The organism is Methylophilus flavus, assembly GCF_042678905.1.
In the GTDB taxonomy this organism is placed as follows: domain Bacteria; phylum Pseudomonadota; class Gammaproteobacteria; order Burkholderiales; family Methylophilaceae; genus Methylophilus; species Methylophilus flavus.
The window spans coordinates 1,749,577-1,768,209 of sequence record NZ_JBHTLN010000001.1; the positions used below are offsets into that span (position 1 = coordinate 1,749,577).

Genomic DNA, 18,633 nt, shown 5'->3' on the forward strand with positions numbered 1-18,633 from the left:
TCTCACGATGGCAACACTAGGCATGAATTCAAAACGCTGGTTACAGTCTTTTCTTTTTATTTCCATCATCGGCAGTTTGATCGTCGCAGCACTACTGGTATTGATGATAAGCATCCTCTACCCCTCGCTGCCGTCGCTTGAAGCCCTGACCGATTACCACCCCAAACTTCCCTTGCGCATTTACGATGCCGAAAGCAACCTGATCGGTGAATTCGGCCAGGAAAGACGCGCGTTTGTGCCGATTGAACAGACACCCAAGGTCATGAAAGACGCCATCCTGGCGATTGAAGACCGTCGCTTTTACCAGCACAACGGCATTGACACCACCGGCATCCTGCGGGCCATCCGCAACAATATGACCGGCCGCGGCCATGAAGGCGCCAGCACCATCACCATGCAGGTAGCCAAGAACTTTTTCAGTAGCCCGACCACGCCGCGTAATATGTGGACCAAGATTAAAGAAGCACTGCTGGCAATCAAGATTGAAAACGCCATCAGCAAGGATAAAATCCTTGAGCTATACCTGAACCAGATCTACCTCGGCGAACGCGCCTATGGTTTTGCTGCGGCATCAAGGACCTATTTTGACAAGGATCTGCGCCAGCTTAATTTAGCTGAAGCCGCCCTGCTGGCAGGCCTGCCCAAAGCACCAAGCAAGTATGACCCTTATATACACCCGGACTTTGCCATCAGGCGCCAGCATGAAGTGCTGCGTGATATGCGTCGTTACAAGATGATTTCGCAACGCGAATTTGATGAAGCCATGCAGGCGCCCCTTAAATTCCAGTCATCCAAACGTATGGTGCCGGCCCTGGGCGCGGAATATGTGGCTGAAATCGTCAGGACCAGCCTCTACAAACGTTATGGAGAAAAAGTCTACAGCAGTGGATTCAAGGTCTATACCACTATCCATAAACAGCATCAGGAGGCGGCGAATGCCGCCGTTATCCAGGGCATCATTAATTTTGAATTACGCCATGGATTCCGCGGCGCAGAAAAAGTAATTTCCCTGCCATCGGGCAAAATGAGGGCCTCGGAGGCAAGGGAGTTACTGCGTGATTTTGTCACTTATAACCAGTTTGTGCCCGCCTTGGTCACCAAGGTAGAACCCAACTTGCTCACTTTGGTCACTCAACGCGGCACCGTGCTCAAGTTGCAGGACAAATCGATTTTGCTGGTTAAAAATCATATGCCGCCCGCCAAAAAGACACCGCTTACGCTCACCGCAGGTGCTGTCATCCGTGTCTACCAGCAAAATGACAACTGGATGGTAGTGCAGTTACCAGAAGTCGAAAGCGGTTTTATCGCCCTTAACCCGGAAACAGGCCAGGTGAATGCCTTAATCGGCGGCTTCAGTTTCCAGCGCAACAAATATAACCATGTGACTCAAGGGCGTCGCCAGCCTGGCTCCAGTTTCAAGCCATTTATTTACTCTGCTGCGCTGGAAAAAGGCTATTCGCCAGCCAGCGTATTTGAAGATGCCCCTATCAGCTTTGCCTCGACCGAAACCGGCAGCAACAGCAACTGGGAGCCACGCAACTACGATGAAAAATACGCAGGGCCTATGCGTTTGCGCGAAGCCTTGGCACAATCAAAGAATACAATTTCCATCCGACTGATGAATGCCATCGGTGCCCGCTATGCGCAAAATTACCTGCGCAAATTCGGCTTTAACCCGAAAGACCACCCGCCGTATTTATCTACTGCATTAGGCGCCGGTTCAACCACTTCCTGGCAACTGGCTGCAGCCTATGCCACGTTTGCCAACAGCGGATACCAGGTACATCCTTACCTGATTGAAAAAATCACTGACAGCCGCGACAAGGTAGTGATGGCGGTGCAACCAGGCAAGCATATTTCGCAAGAGCGTGTCATAGACCAGCGTAACGCCTTTATCATGACCACCATGCTGCAAGATGTCGTGCGCGACGGTACGGCACGCGCCGCACTGTCGCTGCGTCGCCCGGACCTTGCCGGTAAAACCGGCACCACCAATGACCAGTTTGACGCCTGGTTTGCCGGCTATCATCCAAAAGAGGTCGCGATTGCCTGGGTAGGTTATGACAACCCGCGTAACCTGGGGCGTGGTGAAACCGGGGGTCGTGCTGCGTTGCCAATCTGGATCAAGTATATGCAGGCAACACTGAAAGGCGTGCCGATTTATCAGTACAAAGTGCCTGAAGGTATACTGCAACTGAAAGTGGATGCTTACACCGGCGGGCAAATCGGCGATGATGACCAGGGCATTTACGAGTACTTCTATGAAGAACATTTGCCGCAATCACAACCGGAAAACCTGCCGGGATTGTTTGACCCGGAGAATGAGCAAACACCGGAGCAGGATGAACCCTCGTTTCTGGAGCGTTTGATCGGAGAACATTCCGGCGGCGACGAGGACAGAAAAGCACCAGTCAACCCAGCTGCAAAACTATTGAGCCCCAACTAATACTGATTCGTAAGAGCGCTTATGTTCGACGATTTTCCAAGTGATTTGCGCCAGGAAATAGCGCAATCGGCAGCCAGGCTGATGTTTGAAGAAGGCATTAGCGACTACGCGCGTGCCAAGCGCAAGGCGGTGAAGCTAATGGGCATACAGCAGGATGCGCCGTTACCGACCAATGCCGAGATCGACGCGGCCTTGCGTGAATACCACGCGCTATATGCTGATGAGGCAGACGCTGCCCATTTGCTGGATTTGCGCCAGGCTGCGCTCCTGACCATGCAATTATTACAGAAATTCAATCCGCACCTGACCGGCCCGGTACTGGACGGCACCGCCGGGCCTTATGCCGATACGGATATCCACGTATTCGCCGAAAGCGCCAAAGAATTGGAGATATACCTGCTCAACCAGAATATCCCCTATCAAGGCGACGAGCATCAATACCGCATGTCAGACCGGCCAGGCAAGCAGAAACATGAACTGGTGCGTAAACGCGTGCCGGTGTTGCTGGTGGAGACAAGATTCGGCACGCAACGCATCAGTATTTTTGAAGCGGATGATATTCGGTCGGCGCCGCGTAAAAATGGCGAGAAATCGGGCATACACCGTATGAATTTATCGCAATTCAGCGCGATGGTGCGCGCGCAACCCCCGTCTGATCCACCATAGAAAATTCAGGCATAGTCAGATCGACATCATTACATCCCGGTAGCAAACCACTGCTTAGTGTAAAACACTACTGCAAACTGATCTGGCCGTGACCCAGGACTGTACCGGTCGCATAAGCGACATCGACAAGTGATATCTGGTAATCACTGATGGCGCGGATTTCCTTGAGTTGTGCTTCACCGAGACGGGTCAATGTTTCCAGCACTTCAGTCATTGTGCGCAGCCCCTCATTAAACTGTTTGAGTTCGGCTTCGTAGTTAATTCCGGCGACCAATACCTGCTGGCGTGCGGCAATGATCCGTTGCCAGTTCTGGTCTATCTTATCCAGCGCATCATGGATCTCGCGTTTCACTGTCAGCGTTTGCAGCGTTTTGGTTGTTAACCGCTGCATGCGCTGCGCAATCGCCCGGTCCAGTTTGGCTTTGCGTGCCTCGTTGCTGACCGGCATCTCGAACTTCAGGCCCAGCGACCAGTCGCGGTAGCGGCCATCGAACAGATCCGTCCCGATATCACTGAAACGCTCGCCTGAGCCTGATAATGCGCCGTACTGATAATCGAGCGAAAACATAGGCAAGGTCTGGTTCTGCAAGTAATCAATCTGGATCAGGTCAGCACTTAATTTGAGTTCCTGATCGATCAGCTCAATGCGGCTATCCAGCGCGTCACGAATCAGGTGTGCGCGGTCAAACTCGAACCTGACCAGGTTAGGCGGGGTCGCGGGCACCCATGGCGATTGCTTTTGCTGGTCATCCGGCAAATCATTCAGCAAAAACTGCAATTGCCTGTGGGCGAGCTTGAGGTTGGTTTCGGCAATAATCAGCGCTTCCATACGGTCAGCGACACCGATTTCGGCGCGGTTGATTTCCACGGCCGCGGTGAGGCCTTCCTGCACCCGGCGTTTGACCATGGACATATTCTGGCTGGCATATTCAAACTGGTTCTTCCTCACATCCAGCGCCGCCCAGGCTTCGTATAACTCCCAGTAAGCTTTATCCACCATCGCCACAATGCGTATAGTCTGCAAGCGGGTACGCAACTGCACGCCGTCCCGGTCCAGCTCGGCAATACGGATGCTCGCTTCATTGACATCACGGCCGGCATTACGCAACAAAGGCTGGCTGAATGAAAAACGCAGCGCACTGCGGTACTGGTCGCTGGCGAACTTGCCCAGGCTTTGCCGGTTTTCCAGCGGCGCACTCAGGGTCACCGTACCGCCAGTGCGCAGAGGCACTTTGATACCCGCTTCAACATCCCAGTATTCCTTTTTCTGTGCATCGATATTCAGCTTCGCCAGCTCACCATCCAGCAGCGGATTGTCGGATTTGAATATCACCTTGTCACCAGACATTGGTGGCGTGTCTTTCTCAGCATATTTGGCATAGGCAAAAATCACCTGGTCAAACTTGGCCTGCTCTTCGCGCAAAGACTGCCTGGCCAGTTCGGGGTCCATTTTGGCGACTTTCACCTGCAAATTGTTTTGCAAGGCGCGCTGGCGGATATCGGCAATCGTGACCTGCTGGCCCTGTGCTTCAGGCAGCATGCTATCGTCTTCGGGGTTATCGAACGGTTGCAACGCGCGTTTGAGATCAACCGCCACTGACGGCTTGCGTTGTTGCTGTTTGATGGCGTCGTGCAAGGGTTGCGCGGGTTGCTGGCTATAGTTTTCCAGTTTCCTGCCTTCCGGCTTTTCCAATCGCTGCCGGGTGCGCGTATCACTGACTTCGTCTGCGAAAACCACTTGGCCAGTACTGATCAGCACACACAGGCTGGCAGATTGCCAGAGGCCGATTTTGCGCCTCATGCCGGTTTACCTACGCCAGTGTTCAACGGTGTCACTTCATGCGGAATACGCGGCGGAAAACCGTTCAGCAAACGCCAGATTTCGAAACCGATGGTGACGCGCTCCAGCAATACCCAACCCTTGGCACTGATGCCCTGCCGTAGGAATCTCGGGGAAGGCCATTCTGGCGAGCCGGGTTTGTGCACGACCATAATACGGAAATGCCCGCTGCCATTATCGGTAGGGTCAACAAAAGAAATTTCCCCTTCAAAAGTACCGACACCCACTTGTGCCCAACCCGGCACCTGAATGGCAGGCCAGCCTTCAAACTCCAGCCTGACTATGCTTTTCTGCGTAATCAGGGGCGCATCGCGGCCATCTACCCACAACTCGACGGCACGTTGTGAGGTATGCGGCACTATCACCAGCAAGGGGTCGCCTTGCTTGATGATTTGCGATTGCGAATTCACAGGCAGGCGGAAAATAGTGCCGTCACGTGGCGCAACGATTTTCTGCATATTTTGCCGGGCCAGTGAGATTTCAGAGCTATGCAGACTGTTTTCACTGTCGGCCATTTCGCCTTTGATCTTATTGATGGTGGCAGAAGTAGAATCCAGATAGGCCTGCGTGTCCGAGCGGATCTGCTGGATATCAGCCCCGGCAGAACTTGTTTCTGCCCTGGCTGATTGCAATTGCGCCTGTGCGGAATTTAAATTTCGGCTGGCAATAATATGGTCCCGCTCGGCCACTTCCAGGTCGCGCTTGGATACCAGACCGTCGCCAAATAAACGTTGAAGACGCGCTACCTGCGAACTGGCCGCATCCAGGGTCGCCTGGGCGGAATTTACCGCTTCCTGGCTGCTGCGGATTTTCTGGTTGGCAACATCCAGTTTGTACTGCGCCGCCGAAATTTTGGCATCGCGGGCAGAGGTCAGGCTTTGTTTTTGTAGCTCATAGGCACTTAACTCGTCCTGCTTAGCCGTGAATTTGCTTTGCAGATTATCGCGCTGCGCTTCCAGGCGCTGCTTGAAATTGGGATCGGTATCACTGATTTCCAGCAATAGCTCCCCTTCTTTCACCTGGCTGCCTTCCTGCACATGCCAGCGATTGATCAGTCCGCTCACCGGGGCATCAATGGTTTGCACACGTTCTGAAGGCGAATACGCTGTAACCTTACCCAAGGCAGTCACGTTTTGCTGCCAGGGTAAAAACATAAAAATGGTAGGCAGCACCAGTAACAGCCAGGCCATGCGCTTGATCCAGATACGCAGGCGGTCTGGCGTTTCAACACCTTTTACCAACTGGGTAGGCAGCTTATTTTGCATGATCAGCTCCTGACTTGCCGTTGCTGTCTTGCTTACCATCGCCCTCTGACTTGCCATGCGTAGATTCCAGGGTAACCACCTGCTGGAACTGCTCTGCAATATGCTTGAAGCGGGTAGTCACAATCAGCATCCAGTTCGCCTCATAGCCTTTCAGCATCGCCAGCACCTGATCCAGTTCGTGCTGGGCCAATCCATCCAGCAGCCCGTCAATAATCATCAAATCCGGAGCGCCGATAATGGCTCTGGCCAGCATCAAACGCTGCAGCTGCGTATAGGACATGGGTGCGCCATAGTCGGTCAGTTCGGTGTCTATTCCGCGCTCAAGTTTACTGATGTCGTCCCACAATCCCAGTACCTGCAATACATCAATGATGACGTCAATTTCAATGTCATTACGGGTTAAGCGCAGATTATCGAGGATAGTGCCTTGTTGCCATTCGACCTTGCTAGCCACACCGATGCGGTCCCGCAGGTGATCCAGATCCAGCTGGCGCACATCAATGCCGTTATAGGTCAGATGCCCTTGCGCCGGTTGCCGCAACCCGGTGATCAGCTCAAGCAACGTGCTTTTTCCGGTACCAAGGGCGCCCAGAATCGCAAGACTCTGCCCGCGCCGCAGATTAAAATTAAGATTGTTAACCAGCACCGTTTGCTGCTGGTGTTGATAACATAAATCGACTACCTGCAATTCGTGATAGCCATTCTCGTTCGATTGATGTTCGCCTGACCTTTCAACCGGCAGGGTTTCCAGCACGCCAAGCTTGTCTACCGCGGCAAGCAGGTCATAAAAGTATTCCAGCTTGGTGATAAAGCGGACAAAAGCCGACAACACGCCAAAAATAATCAACTCGGCAGCCACGAACTGGCCAAGGTTGATTTGACCCTTGATCACCAGCGTGCCGCCCAGTACCAGCATGCCGGTGCCTATCACTGCATACATACTGACCGCACTGATCAGCTGCGTCATTAATACCCGGAAATGATCGGTCCTGGCATTGAGGTAATACTGAGCCAGGTGCTCGGTGGTTTTCAGCGTCCGTTGCCGGGCGCCATAAAATTTGGATAGCCATTTATTTCTGGCAATATTCTCCAGCCAGGCCGCCATGGTGTATTTGGTTTTGGATTCCTGTATTGCCGTCTGTTCGGCCTGCTTGCCGAGCCAGAAAATCACTGCCCAAAGCACAATCAACATGATGATGACAAGGATGCCAAAATACAGGCTATAAAAAAGCAGCACAATGCTGCCTATCAAGCCTTGCAATAATGCGGTGAGGCCAATGGTGAGCAAGGTAGCAACAGACTTTTGTATAGTCTGGATATCAAAATAGCGGTTGACCAGCTCTACCGGGTTGTTTTTATCATAAACCGAGATATGGATTTGCTGGGTGTTATGCGCAATCAGTAAACTGCTGCGCACAAATATCCGCCGCTGGATCAATTCAACCAGGAAGCTTTCGATAGCATAGATAGCGCCGGCGAGTCCCAGCAGGCAGAACAGGATAAACCCGACGACATACAGCGGTTGCAGCACCCCGCCCATGGTGACGATATTGACCATAGTCTGCACCGCAACCGGCGTCGCGATGCCCAACAGGCCATAGCCCATGGTCAGGTAAACCAATAACAGGATATCCTGTTTTTCGAAACTGATTAGCTGGGAAACTCGTTGAAGAGGCGTTAATTCGGACTGTGCTTTTGCCATAATAAAGTTATTGTAGTTCAGGCCCACTGCATTGGTAACCCTGCACCGCATTTAGTTCCAAAAAAAAACGGCCCTGAAAGAGCCGTTTTTCCCAGCAGGCCTGCGGTCACAGGCTGCTATTCACAGACCTACAAACTATATGCACGTTCACCATGCTCAGTAGTATCCAGGCCTTCGCGCTCGTACTCTTCGCTGACACGCAGACCAACTACCACATCAACAATTTTGTACAGGATCACGCTCACTACACCGGTCCAGATCAGAGTCACGACCACAGCAATAATCTGTGTAGTCACCTGGCCGCCCATGGTCACACCTTCAGCGTAACCCACACCGCCCAGGCCAGGCGCCATCAGCACGCCAGTGCCTACCGCGCCCCAGATACCAGCCAGGCCGTGCACACCGAAAACATCCAGTGAGTCATCGTAACCCAGTGCACCTTTCAGTTTGGTCACGCCCCACAGGCTGACAAAGCTGGCAGTGAAACCGAGGATGATAGAACCCATAGGGCCTATGAAACCACATGCCGGTGTAATCGCTACCAGGCCAGCCACCGCACCTGAAGCTGCACCCAGCATGCTAGGCTTGCCTCTGAACAACCATTCAGCAAAGATCCAGCCGATAACCGCTGCAGCCGTTGCCAGTTGTGTATTGATCAACACCATACCGGCAGTCGCATCCGCAGCCAGTTCGCTACCGACGTTGAAACCGAACCAACCCACCCACAGTAATGAAGCACCGATCATGGTCATCACCAGGTTGTGCGGAGGCATGGCTTCTTTACCGTAACCGATACGTTTGCCTAACATCAGTGCGCCGACCAATGCAGCCACACCGGCGTTGATGTGCACCACAGTACCACCAGCAAAGTCTTTTGCACCTAGTTCAGCCAGGTAACCACCACCCCATACCATGTGCGCGATAGGGATATAAGCAAAAGTCACCCACAAAGCGGTAAACAGCAGCACGGCAGAAAACTTGATACGCTCGGCAAAACCACCGACGATCAGGCCAGGTGTCAACGCAGCAAAAATCATCTGGAATGTCAGGAATACATATTCAGGAATCGTACCGGACAAACTGTCAGTGGTGATGCCAGACAGGAATGCCTTGCTCAAGCCACCAACGATCATGTTGCCTTCAGTGAATGTCAGGCTGTAGCCATAAGCCGCCCACAAGACTGAGATCAGCGAGAAGACGACAAATACCTGCATTAATACTGACAGCATATTTTTCTGGCGTACCAGGCCGCCGTAAAACAATGCCAGGCCGGGAATCGTCATCAGGATCACCAACACAGTTGCGATAATCATGAATGCGGTATTACCTACATCCAGGGTCGCAGGGGCGGCTGCTGCCTCTGCGGGTGCCGCTTCCGCAGGGGCTGCTGGAGCTTCGGCTGCCGGGGCAGCATCAGGCGTCACGGTTTCAGTAACCGTTACGGTCTCTGTCACAGTTTCTTCAGCATACGCGACCGGAGTTGCGGCCAAACCCATCAGGGCGACCAGCGATAATACAGAAAGAATTTTCTTCATAGCTGAAGCCCTCTCCTATAACGCATCCGGACCGGTTTCACCGGTGCGGATACGATAAACTTGTTCCAAATCGAAGACAAATACTTTGCCATCGCCAATCTTGCCAGTCGCTGCCGCTTTCTCGATGGCGTCTACCACCTGGTCAAGCATGTCATCTTTAATGGCCACTTCTAGTTTTACTTTTGGTAAAAAATCCACGACATATTCAGCGCCACGATACAACTCGGTATGCCCCTTCTGGCGTCCAAACCCCTTTACTTCAGTGACAGTGATGCCTTGTACCCCAATATTGGACAAAGCTTCACGCACTTCATCAAGCTTGAACGGCTTGATTATTGCGGACACAAATTTCATTTGCTTCTCCTGTTGTTAACTCTGGCAGGCACCGTGCCTGCCAGATGTGTTTACAGCACTTGTGTTTCAGTACTTAGAAAGTACGCGTCAGTGTCAATACCAAACGGCCTTCGTTCAAATCTTTACTTTGTGCACGGACGCTGTCGCCTTTACCGTTAAAGCTTGTACCGCCGTAACCATTTTCGCCCCAGTACTGCTTGTTGCTGGCGCCTACATAGTAGATACCACCGTTCCAGCCTTCTGAAGCACCGATTTTAAACGCTTTGCTTAAACCGATTTTGTAGTCAGTATAGTCAGGGCTGGAAGCACCTGAAAAGCTTGAACTTGGCAAGTTACCATTGCTGGTAAAAGTTGTATCCAATTTACCATTAACATTCAATTGACCAACGTGACCAACCAGTGTCAGGTCCCACCATGGCAATGGATAGTTCGCATTCACTTCAAAGTATGTACTGCCTTTGGTACTGCCATCCCAGCCGGTAGCACGCTCAGCGCCAAACCAGTCGGTCAATGTCACGGAAAGCTTGGTACTCAACCAGCCATAAGCCAGACCAAAGTTAACCTCAGCGGTATCCCAGCGACCACCACGTGGTGTCAATACAGTGTTTGCACCGTCTGGTCCAACAGAAGCAGAACCTCTGTATTTTTTCCATGAACCACCTGGATACAGGTAACCGATCAAACCGACACTGTAGCCTAAACCTTCAACACCAGGTACGGAACCATTATAACCACCGTAGACATCGACTTCAGCCGTTGCATCAGGAAAAGTGTTTGGTGTGACGTTAGAACCCCATGCGCCGACGTAAAAGCCGCTGTCATGCGTAATGTCCAGACCACCTTGTACAGATGGTTTATGCCAGTTTTGTGAAATACCGCGTGCGTAGTAATCAGACACGAAGCCGATGTTGGCTGTCGCTGCCCAAGGCGATTTTGCTTCTACCGCCGCTGGCGCTTTTTCTTCAGCTTCAGCTGCATAAGAAACTTGTGCCAGTGACAAGGTGCCTAATACTGCTGTAAGTAAAATAGATTGACGCATTTATGAGTCCTCTCTCTATAAAGTCTTGATCGAATTGTTGTAAACGAGAATGAAACAACATTGACGACTAAGCAAAGCATGTGCCAATCTATATAATCCATTTAAATCAATAACTTATTAAATTTAAACTAAAAATTAAATTACAATACTTTTATAAGTTATTGTTTTTTATTGGTTTATACAGATTAATAGCTGGATAAACCTATATTTTCAAGCCTGTTACATGCTAGAATTCACAAAAAAGGAGCAGTGAACCATGCTATTTTCGAACGAAAGAATTAAAGAATTATCTTTTAAAATCAAACAACTAATTGAATCCAGCCCAATTTCAGAGCTTGAATCAAATATTCATGCACTAATTCAGGGCGTGCTCACCAAAATGGAACTTGTTTCGCGCGAGGAATTTGATATCCAATCCGCTTTACTTGCACGCACCCAACAACAATTGTGTGTACTGGAAGAAAAAATCAACGCGCTCGAGCAAGCCCACACATCAGAAAGTAAAAAATAATTTACAATTGTTAGCATTCCGTTAAGCAGGAGTGCAGCATGAGTCTGGCAGTTTTGTATAGTCGCGCTTTAAGCGGGATGGAAGCACCAGAAGTAGTCGTAGAAGTACATTTAGCCAATGGCTTGCCCAGTTTTACCATAGTCGGGCTACCTGAAACCGAGGTCAAAGAGAGCAAAGACCGCGTTCGCGCCGCGATCCAGACCGCGCAATTTGAATTTCCGGCCAGGAGAATTACTGTCAACCTGGCCCCTGCAGATTTACCAAAAGAAGGTGGCCGCTATGATTTGCCGATTGCGCTAGGCATTCTGGCCGCATCTGGCCAACTCCCCAAAAAAAATCTAGCCAGTTATGTGATTGCCGGCGAATTGGCTCTCACGGGGGCACTGCGGCCGATTCGTGGCGCACTGGCAATGACTTATCAACTTCGTCAGGACAGCCAGAATATCCGGGCAGCGATTCTGCCCCAAGAAAGTGCATGCGAAGCAAGCCTGGTCGAAGGTTCAACGATTTACGCCGCCGACAGCCTGCTGGCAGTATGTGCGCACCTGTCTGAAAAACAGGTCTTGCCTCAGCAGCCAGCCATGACTCACAGCGAATCACCAATGTGGCCGGACTATCGTGAAGTAAAAGGGCAACTGCGCGCCAAACGTGCGCTGGAGCTGGCAGCCGCCGGACAACACAGCCTGTTAATGAGCGGCCCGCCCGGCACCGGCAAAAGCATGCTGGCACATCGATTTATGAGCATCCTGCCCGCTATGTCTACACAGGATGCGCTGGAAAGTGCGGCGATTTTGTCACTCAATAGCCAGTTCCCTGCATCCAGCTGGAAACAGCGTTCGTTTCGCGCCCCGCATCATACCGCTTCTGCGGTGGCACTGGTGGGCGGCGGTAGCGTGCCTCGCCCTGGCGAAATCAGCCTTGCCCACCATGGCGTTTTATTCCTGGATGAGCTGCCGGAATTTGACAGAAAGGTGCTGGAAGTCCTGCGTGAACCGCTGGAAAGCGGCACAATCACAATCTCGCGTGCAGCAAGGCAAGCCACCTTCCCGGCACAGTTCCAGCTGCTGGCGGCGATGAATCCATGCCCATGCGGTTATTATGGCCACTACAACAATCGCTGTCGCTGTACACCTGAGCAAATTGCACGTTATAAAAACAAGCTATCCGGCCCGTTGCTGGATCGTATTGACATGAATATCGAAGTGCCCGCGCTGAAACCGGAAGAGTTAAGCCATAGCCAGGCAGGCGAAACCAGCACCACTATCCGTGAGCGTGTGGTGCTGGCCAGGCAAAGGCAAATGCAGCGCCAGAACAAACCGAATGCCGCCCTGGGCCCACTGGAAATCGAAGCACATTGCCAGCTGGATGATAAAAGCCATGTGCTGCTGCAAGCGGCGATGAAGAAATTCTCGCTGTCTGCGCGCAGCTATCACCGCATCCTCAAACTGGCGCGTACGATTGCAGATTTGGCAGGAAGTCATGTGATTAGTGATGCACACATCGCTGAAGCGTTACAATATCGTCGTTATGAATATTGAAAGCTTTTTACATGCATTTATATGATGTCAGCATCGCGCCGCTGGTGCGCAACCTGCAAAACCTGAAAAACATCCTGCAACAAGGCGAATTGTATGCAGCACAGAAGAAAGTCGAGCCAGAGGTCTTACTGAATAGCCGGCTGTCTGTCGATATGTATCCACTGACCAGACAAGTTCAAATCGTTAGCGATATGAGCAAAGGCGCTGGTGCCAGGCTGGCCGGCCTGGAGATTCCGCAATATGCAGATGATGAAACCAGTTTTGACATGCTATACGCCAGGATTGCTAAAACGATAGACTTTTTATCGCAGATCCAGCCTGAGCAATTAGAAGGGGCCGAGAGCAAAGAAGTGGTACTGACCATACGCAAGGCCGATCTCACATTTACCGGCCTTGATTACCTGGAGAAATGGGTGATGCCGAATGTATACTTTCACAGCACGACCGCCTATAACATCTTGCGCCACATAGGCGTGCCTTTAGGCAAAACCGATTACCTGGGCCAAAAACGCTAATCAGCTACTTTTTCGGGCGCCAATAACTGGTGTCCGCCACGCCATCTTTCAACATCGCCTGCCTGCGTAAGGTTTCATAAGCTTCATCCTGTGAAATGTTTTGCGCATTGGCGATTTCGTTCGCCCGCGCATTCGCCTTGGTCACCCAGGCCGGATTCTGCTGATAACCCCTATCCTGCATGCATCTGTCCAGCACCCGTGACTGCCTGGCCCTTTTCTCCAGCTTCTGAAACGGCAGTGCCTCGGGCAACCCTGCAGCGGCTTTACCGGCAATCAGGTCGCACTGGTTGATTGTCTGCGCCAACGCACTTGGCAGTGTGTCCGACGGATCTTCCGACAGGTTTTGCCAGTAAAGCACACCTGCAATGATAATTAAAACCATACTCATGCCACCGACAAGCTGACCAGTTTTCATCGTTATAAGCACCTCAACAGATTGCGGTATTCTGCGCGCATTTTTTGTTGAGTACCAGACAGCCGGACGAACAGTGACACATGCTTTCCACATTTACTTCATTAAATCTTCATACACGGTCTGTAAGCTGTTGATTAACAGGATGAATCACAGAAATGGCGAGTAAGAATTTCTTAATCTGCCATCAAGAATTGATCCGACATGACGTTAAAGACTTATACAGATCCGCATACAAAGGAAAAATCATGAACAACTGGCTGGAAGAACCCCTGACTTACACCGCTAGCATGCCTGAACTAATGACAGCGCAGGATATTATGTACCTGGCAGAAGACATTGTGGCTGACAACAATATTCTGGCGATTTACAAGCCAGCTGAACTGTCGCTGGAAGTTGTTTAATCAACCTTCGTTTGGCTAAGCGCAGATTGCACGTCCTGCAATTATTTGCGTTTGCCTATGCGTGTGGGAGCTACTCTCCCAAACTGCTAATCCCCACTCCAGATTAAGGCCTTGTTAATCCGGCCATATATACATGGACAGTCATCTGATGTTTCCCTAGAATAAACCTTCCTCAACGTTTACGACAGGAGGCAGGTATGTTTCAAGGAGCTATTGGAATCTATGCGCTAATTGGTATTGTTGTAGTGATTTGTGCGATCTTGTATGTGCTCGCTAAAAATGTGAAATAACACATTTAGTAAAAAAGCCCCAGCTGGGGCTTTTTTTATTGTGCTTGATTAGTGTTTATTGAATCAACTCATGCCAGCTTTGCTTGGTGCCGTAGCTGCCGTTTTCTCGTCTTTTAAAAATATTATCAATGACTCCCGGTCCGCCACTCGTTTTACCAAATACCTGTTCATCCATATTGACTTGCCTTGGGGTTGGGTCGTCACTGCCTGTCACCAACACATGCGGCACATTATTCTGATCATAAACCAGGTTAAAACCGACCGCAGGGGTAGTGAGTCGCTCTGACACAAGTCCGCTTGGCAACATACTGCCGCCCTTTTCATAATTGAAATAATTCAAAAATCCGTAACCAGCACCGCTGCAGGCTTCACTATTAGGCACTAATGTAGACAACAGCATTACACCGCTCACGGCTTTAGGATCCAGATTCACACGCTCACCTGCCGGAAAATCCAGATACCAGCCATACCCGGTGTTGAAGTTGACAGCTGCACTTGCAGCGACTGTGCGGTCTCCACTCAATGCCAGTGATACCAGCTGACTGCGCCCGATTGCCGTCGTCTGCCCGCCATCCTTAAATGTATAGATGGAATTTTGCGGCGTATTGGTCAAATCCGCCACCTCAAGGAATTTTCCGGTGCCAACAATAGCGGCGATATTTTTACCCACCCTGACCATGACAGGTTGGGTTGTCAATTTTTGTGCATTGCCACCAGCATCTCTCAAGGTGGCTATCTTGGTAACGGCATTGGTATTGATATCAAAGCGCCAGACATTTCCATTCAGATCTCCGGCATAAGCTTTGATTGCGGTATTGTTTTCAAACAACTGGTCAGCATAAGCGGTGATTTTTGCCAATCCGCTTGGGTTAGCGGAACTACCCTCTCCTGTAGCCAGCACTTTCAACACAGCACCACTGCCTGCATCCACAACATAAACATAACCACCACCATCCCCGACAGGACTGTTATTTACAAAACTGCCATCATTCAGTTTACGGGCATAGGTTCCATTGTTATAGCCGGAGGTCAACAAAACGACCCAGCGGCCATCCTGCATTTTCGTGATCAGCGGATTACCAAATGTATAACCCAGGTTAACACCTACGCCAAGATTCTGCGCGTTAAACTCCCACAGCAGGGTTGGTACGGCCGGGTTAGTCACATCCAATGCAAAGTAGCCGCGACCACCGGCATTCAACCCCGACACAAGAATGGTTCGCCAGACAGCGCCACTCCCGCTGCAGCCAGACACGCAGACATCTGCAACTGTTGGACTCCCATTTACATAGTTGGTATGGTAGTTAGCTCCGTACTCTTTATCTGCCAGATTTGCCAGGTTACTGATGACCGGTGTGGGAACAAACGCCCAGAGTTCATCGCCGCTGTTAGCATTAAAAGCATGCAACATACCATCATTCGCGCCGACAAATACTGCAGGTACTCTATTGGCAACCGCTGAGTCTCGATAAGCTTTATATCCAGCATCGAGATAAGTCATATTCGAAGCTTTAAAATAAGCGGGACGTGATTGTGAAACATCGCCAAGAGTCGCCTGGCGCTCACGGAATAGCCGGTTTGCACCTACTGTATTCAGGCTGGTATCTTCATAGGTTTTATTGCCGCGCAAATAATCCACCAGCTTGTTGACTTTATTGGCGTCCGAAATACGCGGATCAGAGGCGGGCAATCCCTGCATCTGGCTTAGTGCCAGATACCCATTTGTTAATACAGTTCTGTGCAAGGCCGGCAAATTATCACCAGTAAAAGAGACCAGGGCATTATTAGAGTTGAAATAAATTTTCCGGCTATTATTCGCCACTTGGGTTTGCAACCTGCCGGTACAACTACCGGAAATCTGCACATAACAGGATGAGCTTTCATTTGTACTCAGTTCCGAACCTAATTTCCCACCCAAACCATCACAATTGGACTGGTTTGAACTAGTCGTTTTACAATAGATTGAAGTGCTTCCGTTGCCAGTAATTCTGGTTTCAACAGCGGGCGATGTACATGAGGTTGCAGAAACGTTTTCCGCACACCAGATTGCACTTTCAGAAGTCTCCAGTGATTTTACATTTACTGTGCGCGCCTCCAGATTACCCGTCCACTTGACCGTCTGATAACTGGCGACATATTGAAAGTTGTCGCCATCTGTAGGTGCCAAGCTGCTGGCTGCCGCTGCCGCTGCCGCACCCTGCAAAGACTTGATTTCAGAAAGCCCTTTTGCCAGCGATTCCCTCAACAATTTCGGGTTACTCGCACTGTAATAAGTGCTGTTTGAGTTGACTGCGGCGTGCCATAGATCGTCAATACGGGTGCCATCTTCGTTAGCAGTAGGGTCTGGCCAGTTTTTGGCGCCGGTAGTCACATCTCGAAAATCCCCTATGATCTGGTTCTTGTAGTCCTCGGTGTAAACCAGCGTACCATCAATCCCCAAACCCAGCGTCATAGTGACGATATTTTGCTTGGGATAATCATTTGCAGTGCCGCACACTGACGAACCCAGCGCACCAGTGCAATTGGATAAGCTGCTATCCCGGATATCTGTGTCGTAAAAATATTTTGAAACGTCTGCCAGCGTATTGGACTTATTACTGCTATCCAGCTGCGGCCGAGGTGTACTGCCACCATCAAGATTACCGATGGCGGTTGAACCATTCGCCCTTACCGGATTAGAAGTGTCATTCCAGTAGCCATCGGTTGTTAACAAGGTAAAGTTCGATTGACATGCGTACTGGACAGGATCATCGTTACCAAGCGTTTTCTTGCCGGCAAAATGCCGACCGACACTGGATAGAGCCGTTCTGAGAGGGGTACCACCACTAGGCGATACTGCAAATAGCTTTTCATACCAGGATTGTTTCTGGCCGGCGTTAAATGGTGCAATTGCAAGGTAATTAGACGAGGGATTATTAATAGTCACCAGGCCCACGCGGTAGCGCGAGTCCAAAGATTTAAACGCCTGGCTGGCCGCTGTTTTCATCGATTGCATACGTGTACGATAATAGGCCCACCAATTGGAAAAGTTGGTCATTTCCTCATTGTAGTTACACGTTGAGCCGGCACAATCCGTACGATCGACCCCTTTTGTTGCCAGCCCTGGTGCAGTATAGCTGCTGATGCTGCTGGTGATCTTGACATATACCATACTGCCGGGAATATCGTTGGTCGTATCTGTTGCCAGTTGCGCACTAAAGCTTCCACCGCTCATTGTGACCTGGATAGGGGCCGCCGTATTCACAGGATCACCTGCAGGCGTGTCTATGGTCAATACATTACTGCTGCGGGTGACAGTAGTACCGCTGAGATTACAACTACCCGAAAGACTTGTCCGGCAGATAGCACTGAGCACCGATGCTGCCAGATCGTTACTGTTATCAAATGAACTGGCAGACACACTCTGGGAAAGGATTTCTATATTATTAATTTTGATACTTTGTACCGTGGCATTATTGCTGCTTTTGGTGAGCGTCAAGCGGTAAGTGGCGATGGGCCTGCGCAAAAAAGTATAGGTATTGCTGTCATTGACGGTAGCGCTGGCATTACGAATTTTCTGGCAGCGCTGTGAGCCTGATAATGTGCGTCTGGCAGCTGCGGTGCTGCTGTTGCACCAGCGGATATCTGCAGGGTAGGTGTAAATACCCGTAGGCACTTTGGAGATGACGCAACTGGTCAAGCTGGGCGTAGTGCAATACTCACCAGGGATGAAAGCATAATAAAAAGCACTGTTTCTCAGATCAGATGTACCGTTCTTGGTATTACCCTGATCATTCACTTCGTTTGATACCGTACCGAAGCCGGTCTGGTTTGCCATATTCACCCCCTGATAAGTCAGAGGTGGGCTATAAATGACTTCAGGATCATAATACTGGGTGTTGTAATCAGAGTTATCTTTCAGCCAGTCTGAAGAGGAGTTTGCCCAGTCAGGTGAATAGTCCCACCCCATACTGCCTGAGTTATCCAGTACAAACATCAGGTTAGGCTTTACATCAGAGCTGCCGGAGGTCTGCAACGGCATAGTAGCCAGATCCAGGAATTCCGCCTGTACCAGACAGGGAATCATCGCGCCCAACCAAACCAGTTTTTTTATCCAGGAATTACTTTTCATCATGT

General features: G+C 50.6%; 14 protein-coding genes. 6 read left to right on the forward strand and 8 right to left on the reverse strand.

Annotation, left to right across the window (positions count from 1 at the left end; all coding sequences use genetic code 11):
• The first annotated feature begins 7 nt into the window (after positions 1–7).
• Complete coding sequence (locus ACFQ2T_RS08610; RefSeq protein WP_379033145.1) at positions 8–2,446, forward strand: penicillin-binding protein 1A; 2,439 nt, start codon at positions 8–10, stop codon at positions 2,444–2,446.
• Between the two features lie 21 nt (positions 2,447–2,467).
• Positions 2,468–3,112, forward strand: coding sequence for a hypothetical protein (locus tag ACFQ2T_RS08615; RefSeq protein ID WP_379033148.1), 645 nt, complete (start codon positions 2,468–2,470; stop codon positions 3,110–3,112).
• 67 nt (positions 3,113–3,179) lie between these two features.
• Here ACFQ2T_RS08615 and ACFQ2T_RS08620 read toward each other — a convergent pair whose 3' ends face one another.
• The 6 genes from ACFQ2T_RS08620 to ACFQ2T_RS08645 form a co-directional block, all read right to left on the reverse strand.
• Positions 3,180–4,913 carry a TolC family protein gene (locus tag ACFQ2T_RS08620; RefSeq protein ID WP_379033150.1) on the reverse strand — a complete coding sequence of 578 codons (1,734 nt, stop codon included), beginning with the start codon at positions 4,911–4,913 and terminating at the stop codon, positions 3,180–3,182.
• Positions 4,910–6,217, reverse strand: coding sequence for an HlyD family secretion protein (locus tag ACFQ2T_RS08625; RefSeq protein WP_379033152.1), 1,308 nt, complete (start codon positions 6,215–6,217; stop codon positions 4,910–4,912). The genes ACFQ2T_RS08620 and ACFQ2T_RS08625 overlap by 4 nt, the downstream gene beginning before the upstream one ends.
• A complete protein-coding gene (locus tag ACFQ2T_RS08630; RefSeq protein WP_379033155.1) occupies positions 6,207–7,919 on the reverse strand; it encodes a peptidase domain-containing ABC transporter in 1,713 nt (570 codons plus the stop codon). Before ACFQ2T_RS08630 ends, ACFQ2T_RS08625 begins: the two co-directional genes overlap by 11 nt.
• Before the next feature lie 128 nt (positions 7,920–8,047).
• The gene (locus ACFQ2T_RS08635; RefSeq protein ID WP_379033158.1) at positions 8,048–9,454 is read right to left on the reverse strand and encodes an ammonium transporter; all 1,407 of its coding nucleotides are present in this window, start codon (positions 9,452–9,454) and stop codon (positions 8,048–8,050) included.
• Positions 9,455–9,469: 15 nt separating this feature from the next.
• A complete protein-coding gene (gene glnK, locus ACFQ2T_RS08640) occupies positions 9,470–9,808 on the reverse strand; it encodes a P-II family nitrogen regulator (RefSeq protein WP_018986930.1) in 339 nt (112 codons plus the stop codon).
• Between the two features lie 73 nt (positions 9,809–9,881).
• On the reverse strand, positions 9,882–10,847 hold the full coding sequence (locus tag ACFQ2T_RS08645) for a TorF family putative porin (RefSeq protein WP_379033162.1): 966 nt from the start codon (positions 10,845–10,847) through the stop codon (positions 9,882–9,884).
• 256 nt (positions 10,848–11,103) lie between these two features.
• On the opposite strand from ACFQ2T_RS08645, the gene ACFQ2T_RS08650 reads away from it, so the two are divergent.
• From ACFQ2T_RS08650 to ACFQ2T_RS08660, 3 genes are read left to right on the forward strand one after another with little or no spacing between them, the layout of a single operon-like run.
• Positions 11,104–11,358 (forward strand): accessory factor UbiK family protein, encoded by a 255-nt coding sequence (locus ACFQ2T_RS08650; protein WP_379033165.1) that lies wholly within the window; start codon positions 11,104–11,106, stop codon positions 11,356–11,358.
• 38 nt (positions 11,359–11,396) lie between these two features.
• On the forward strand, positions 11,397–12,896 hold the full coding sequence (locus tag ACFQ2T_RS08655) for a YifB family Mg chelatase-like AAA ATPase (protein ID WP_379033168.1): 1,500 nt from the start codon (positions 11,397–11,399) through the stop codon (positions 12,894–12,896).
• Between the two features lie 11 nt (positions 12,897–12,907).
• Positions 12,908–13,411: a DUF1993 domain-containing protein gene (locus ACFQ2T_RS08660; protein WP_379033171.1), complete on the forward strand. Its 504-nt coding sequence runs from the start codon at positions 12,908–12,910 to the stop codon at positions 13,409–13,411.
• 4 nt (positions 13,412–13,415) lie between these two features.
• On the opposite strand, the gene ACFQ2T_RS08665 is transcribed toward ACFQ2T_RS08660, so the two are convergent.
• Positions 13,416–13,826 (reverse strand): hypothetical protein, encoded by a 411-nt coding sequence (locus ACFQ2T_RS08665; protein ID WP_379033174.1) that lies wholly within the window; start codon positions 13,824–13,826, stop codon positions 13,416–13,418.
• A gap of 245 nt (positions 13,827–14,071) precedes the next feature.
• Here ACFQ2T_RS08665 and ACFQ2T_RS08670 point away from each other — a divergent pair, with 245 nt between their 5' ends.
• Positions 14,072–14,227: a hypothetical protein gene (locus ACFQ2T_RS08670; RefSeq protein WP_379033177.1), complete on the forward strand. Its 156-nt coding sequence runs from the start codon at positions 14,072–14,074 to the stop codon at positions 14,225–14,227.
• Between the two features lie 345 nt (positions 14,228–14,572).
• On the opposite strand, the gene ACFQ2T_RS08675 is transcribed toward ACFQ2T_RS08670, so the two are convergent.
• Positions 14,573–18,631 (reverse strand): pilus assembly protein, encoded by a 4,059-nt coding sequence (locus ACFQ2T_RS08675; protein WP_379033180.1) that lies wholly within the window; start codon positions 18,629–18,631, stop codon positions 14,573–14,575.
• Positions 18,632–18,633 lie beyond the last annotated feature (2 nt).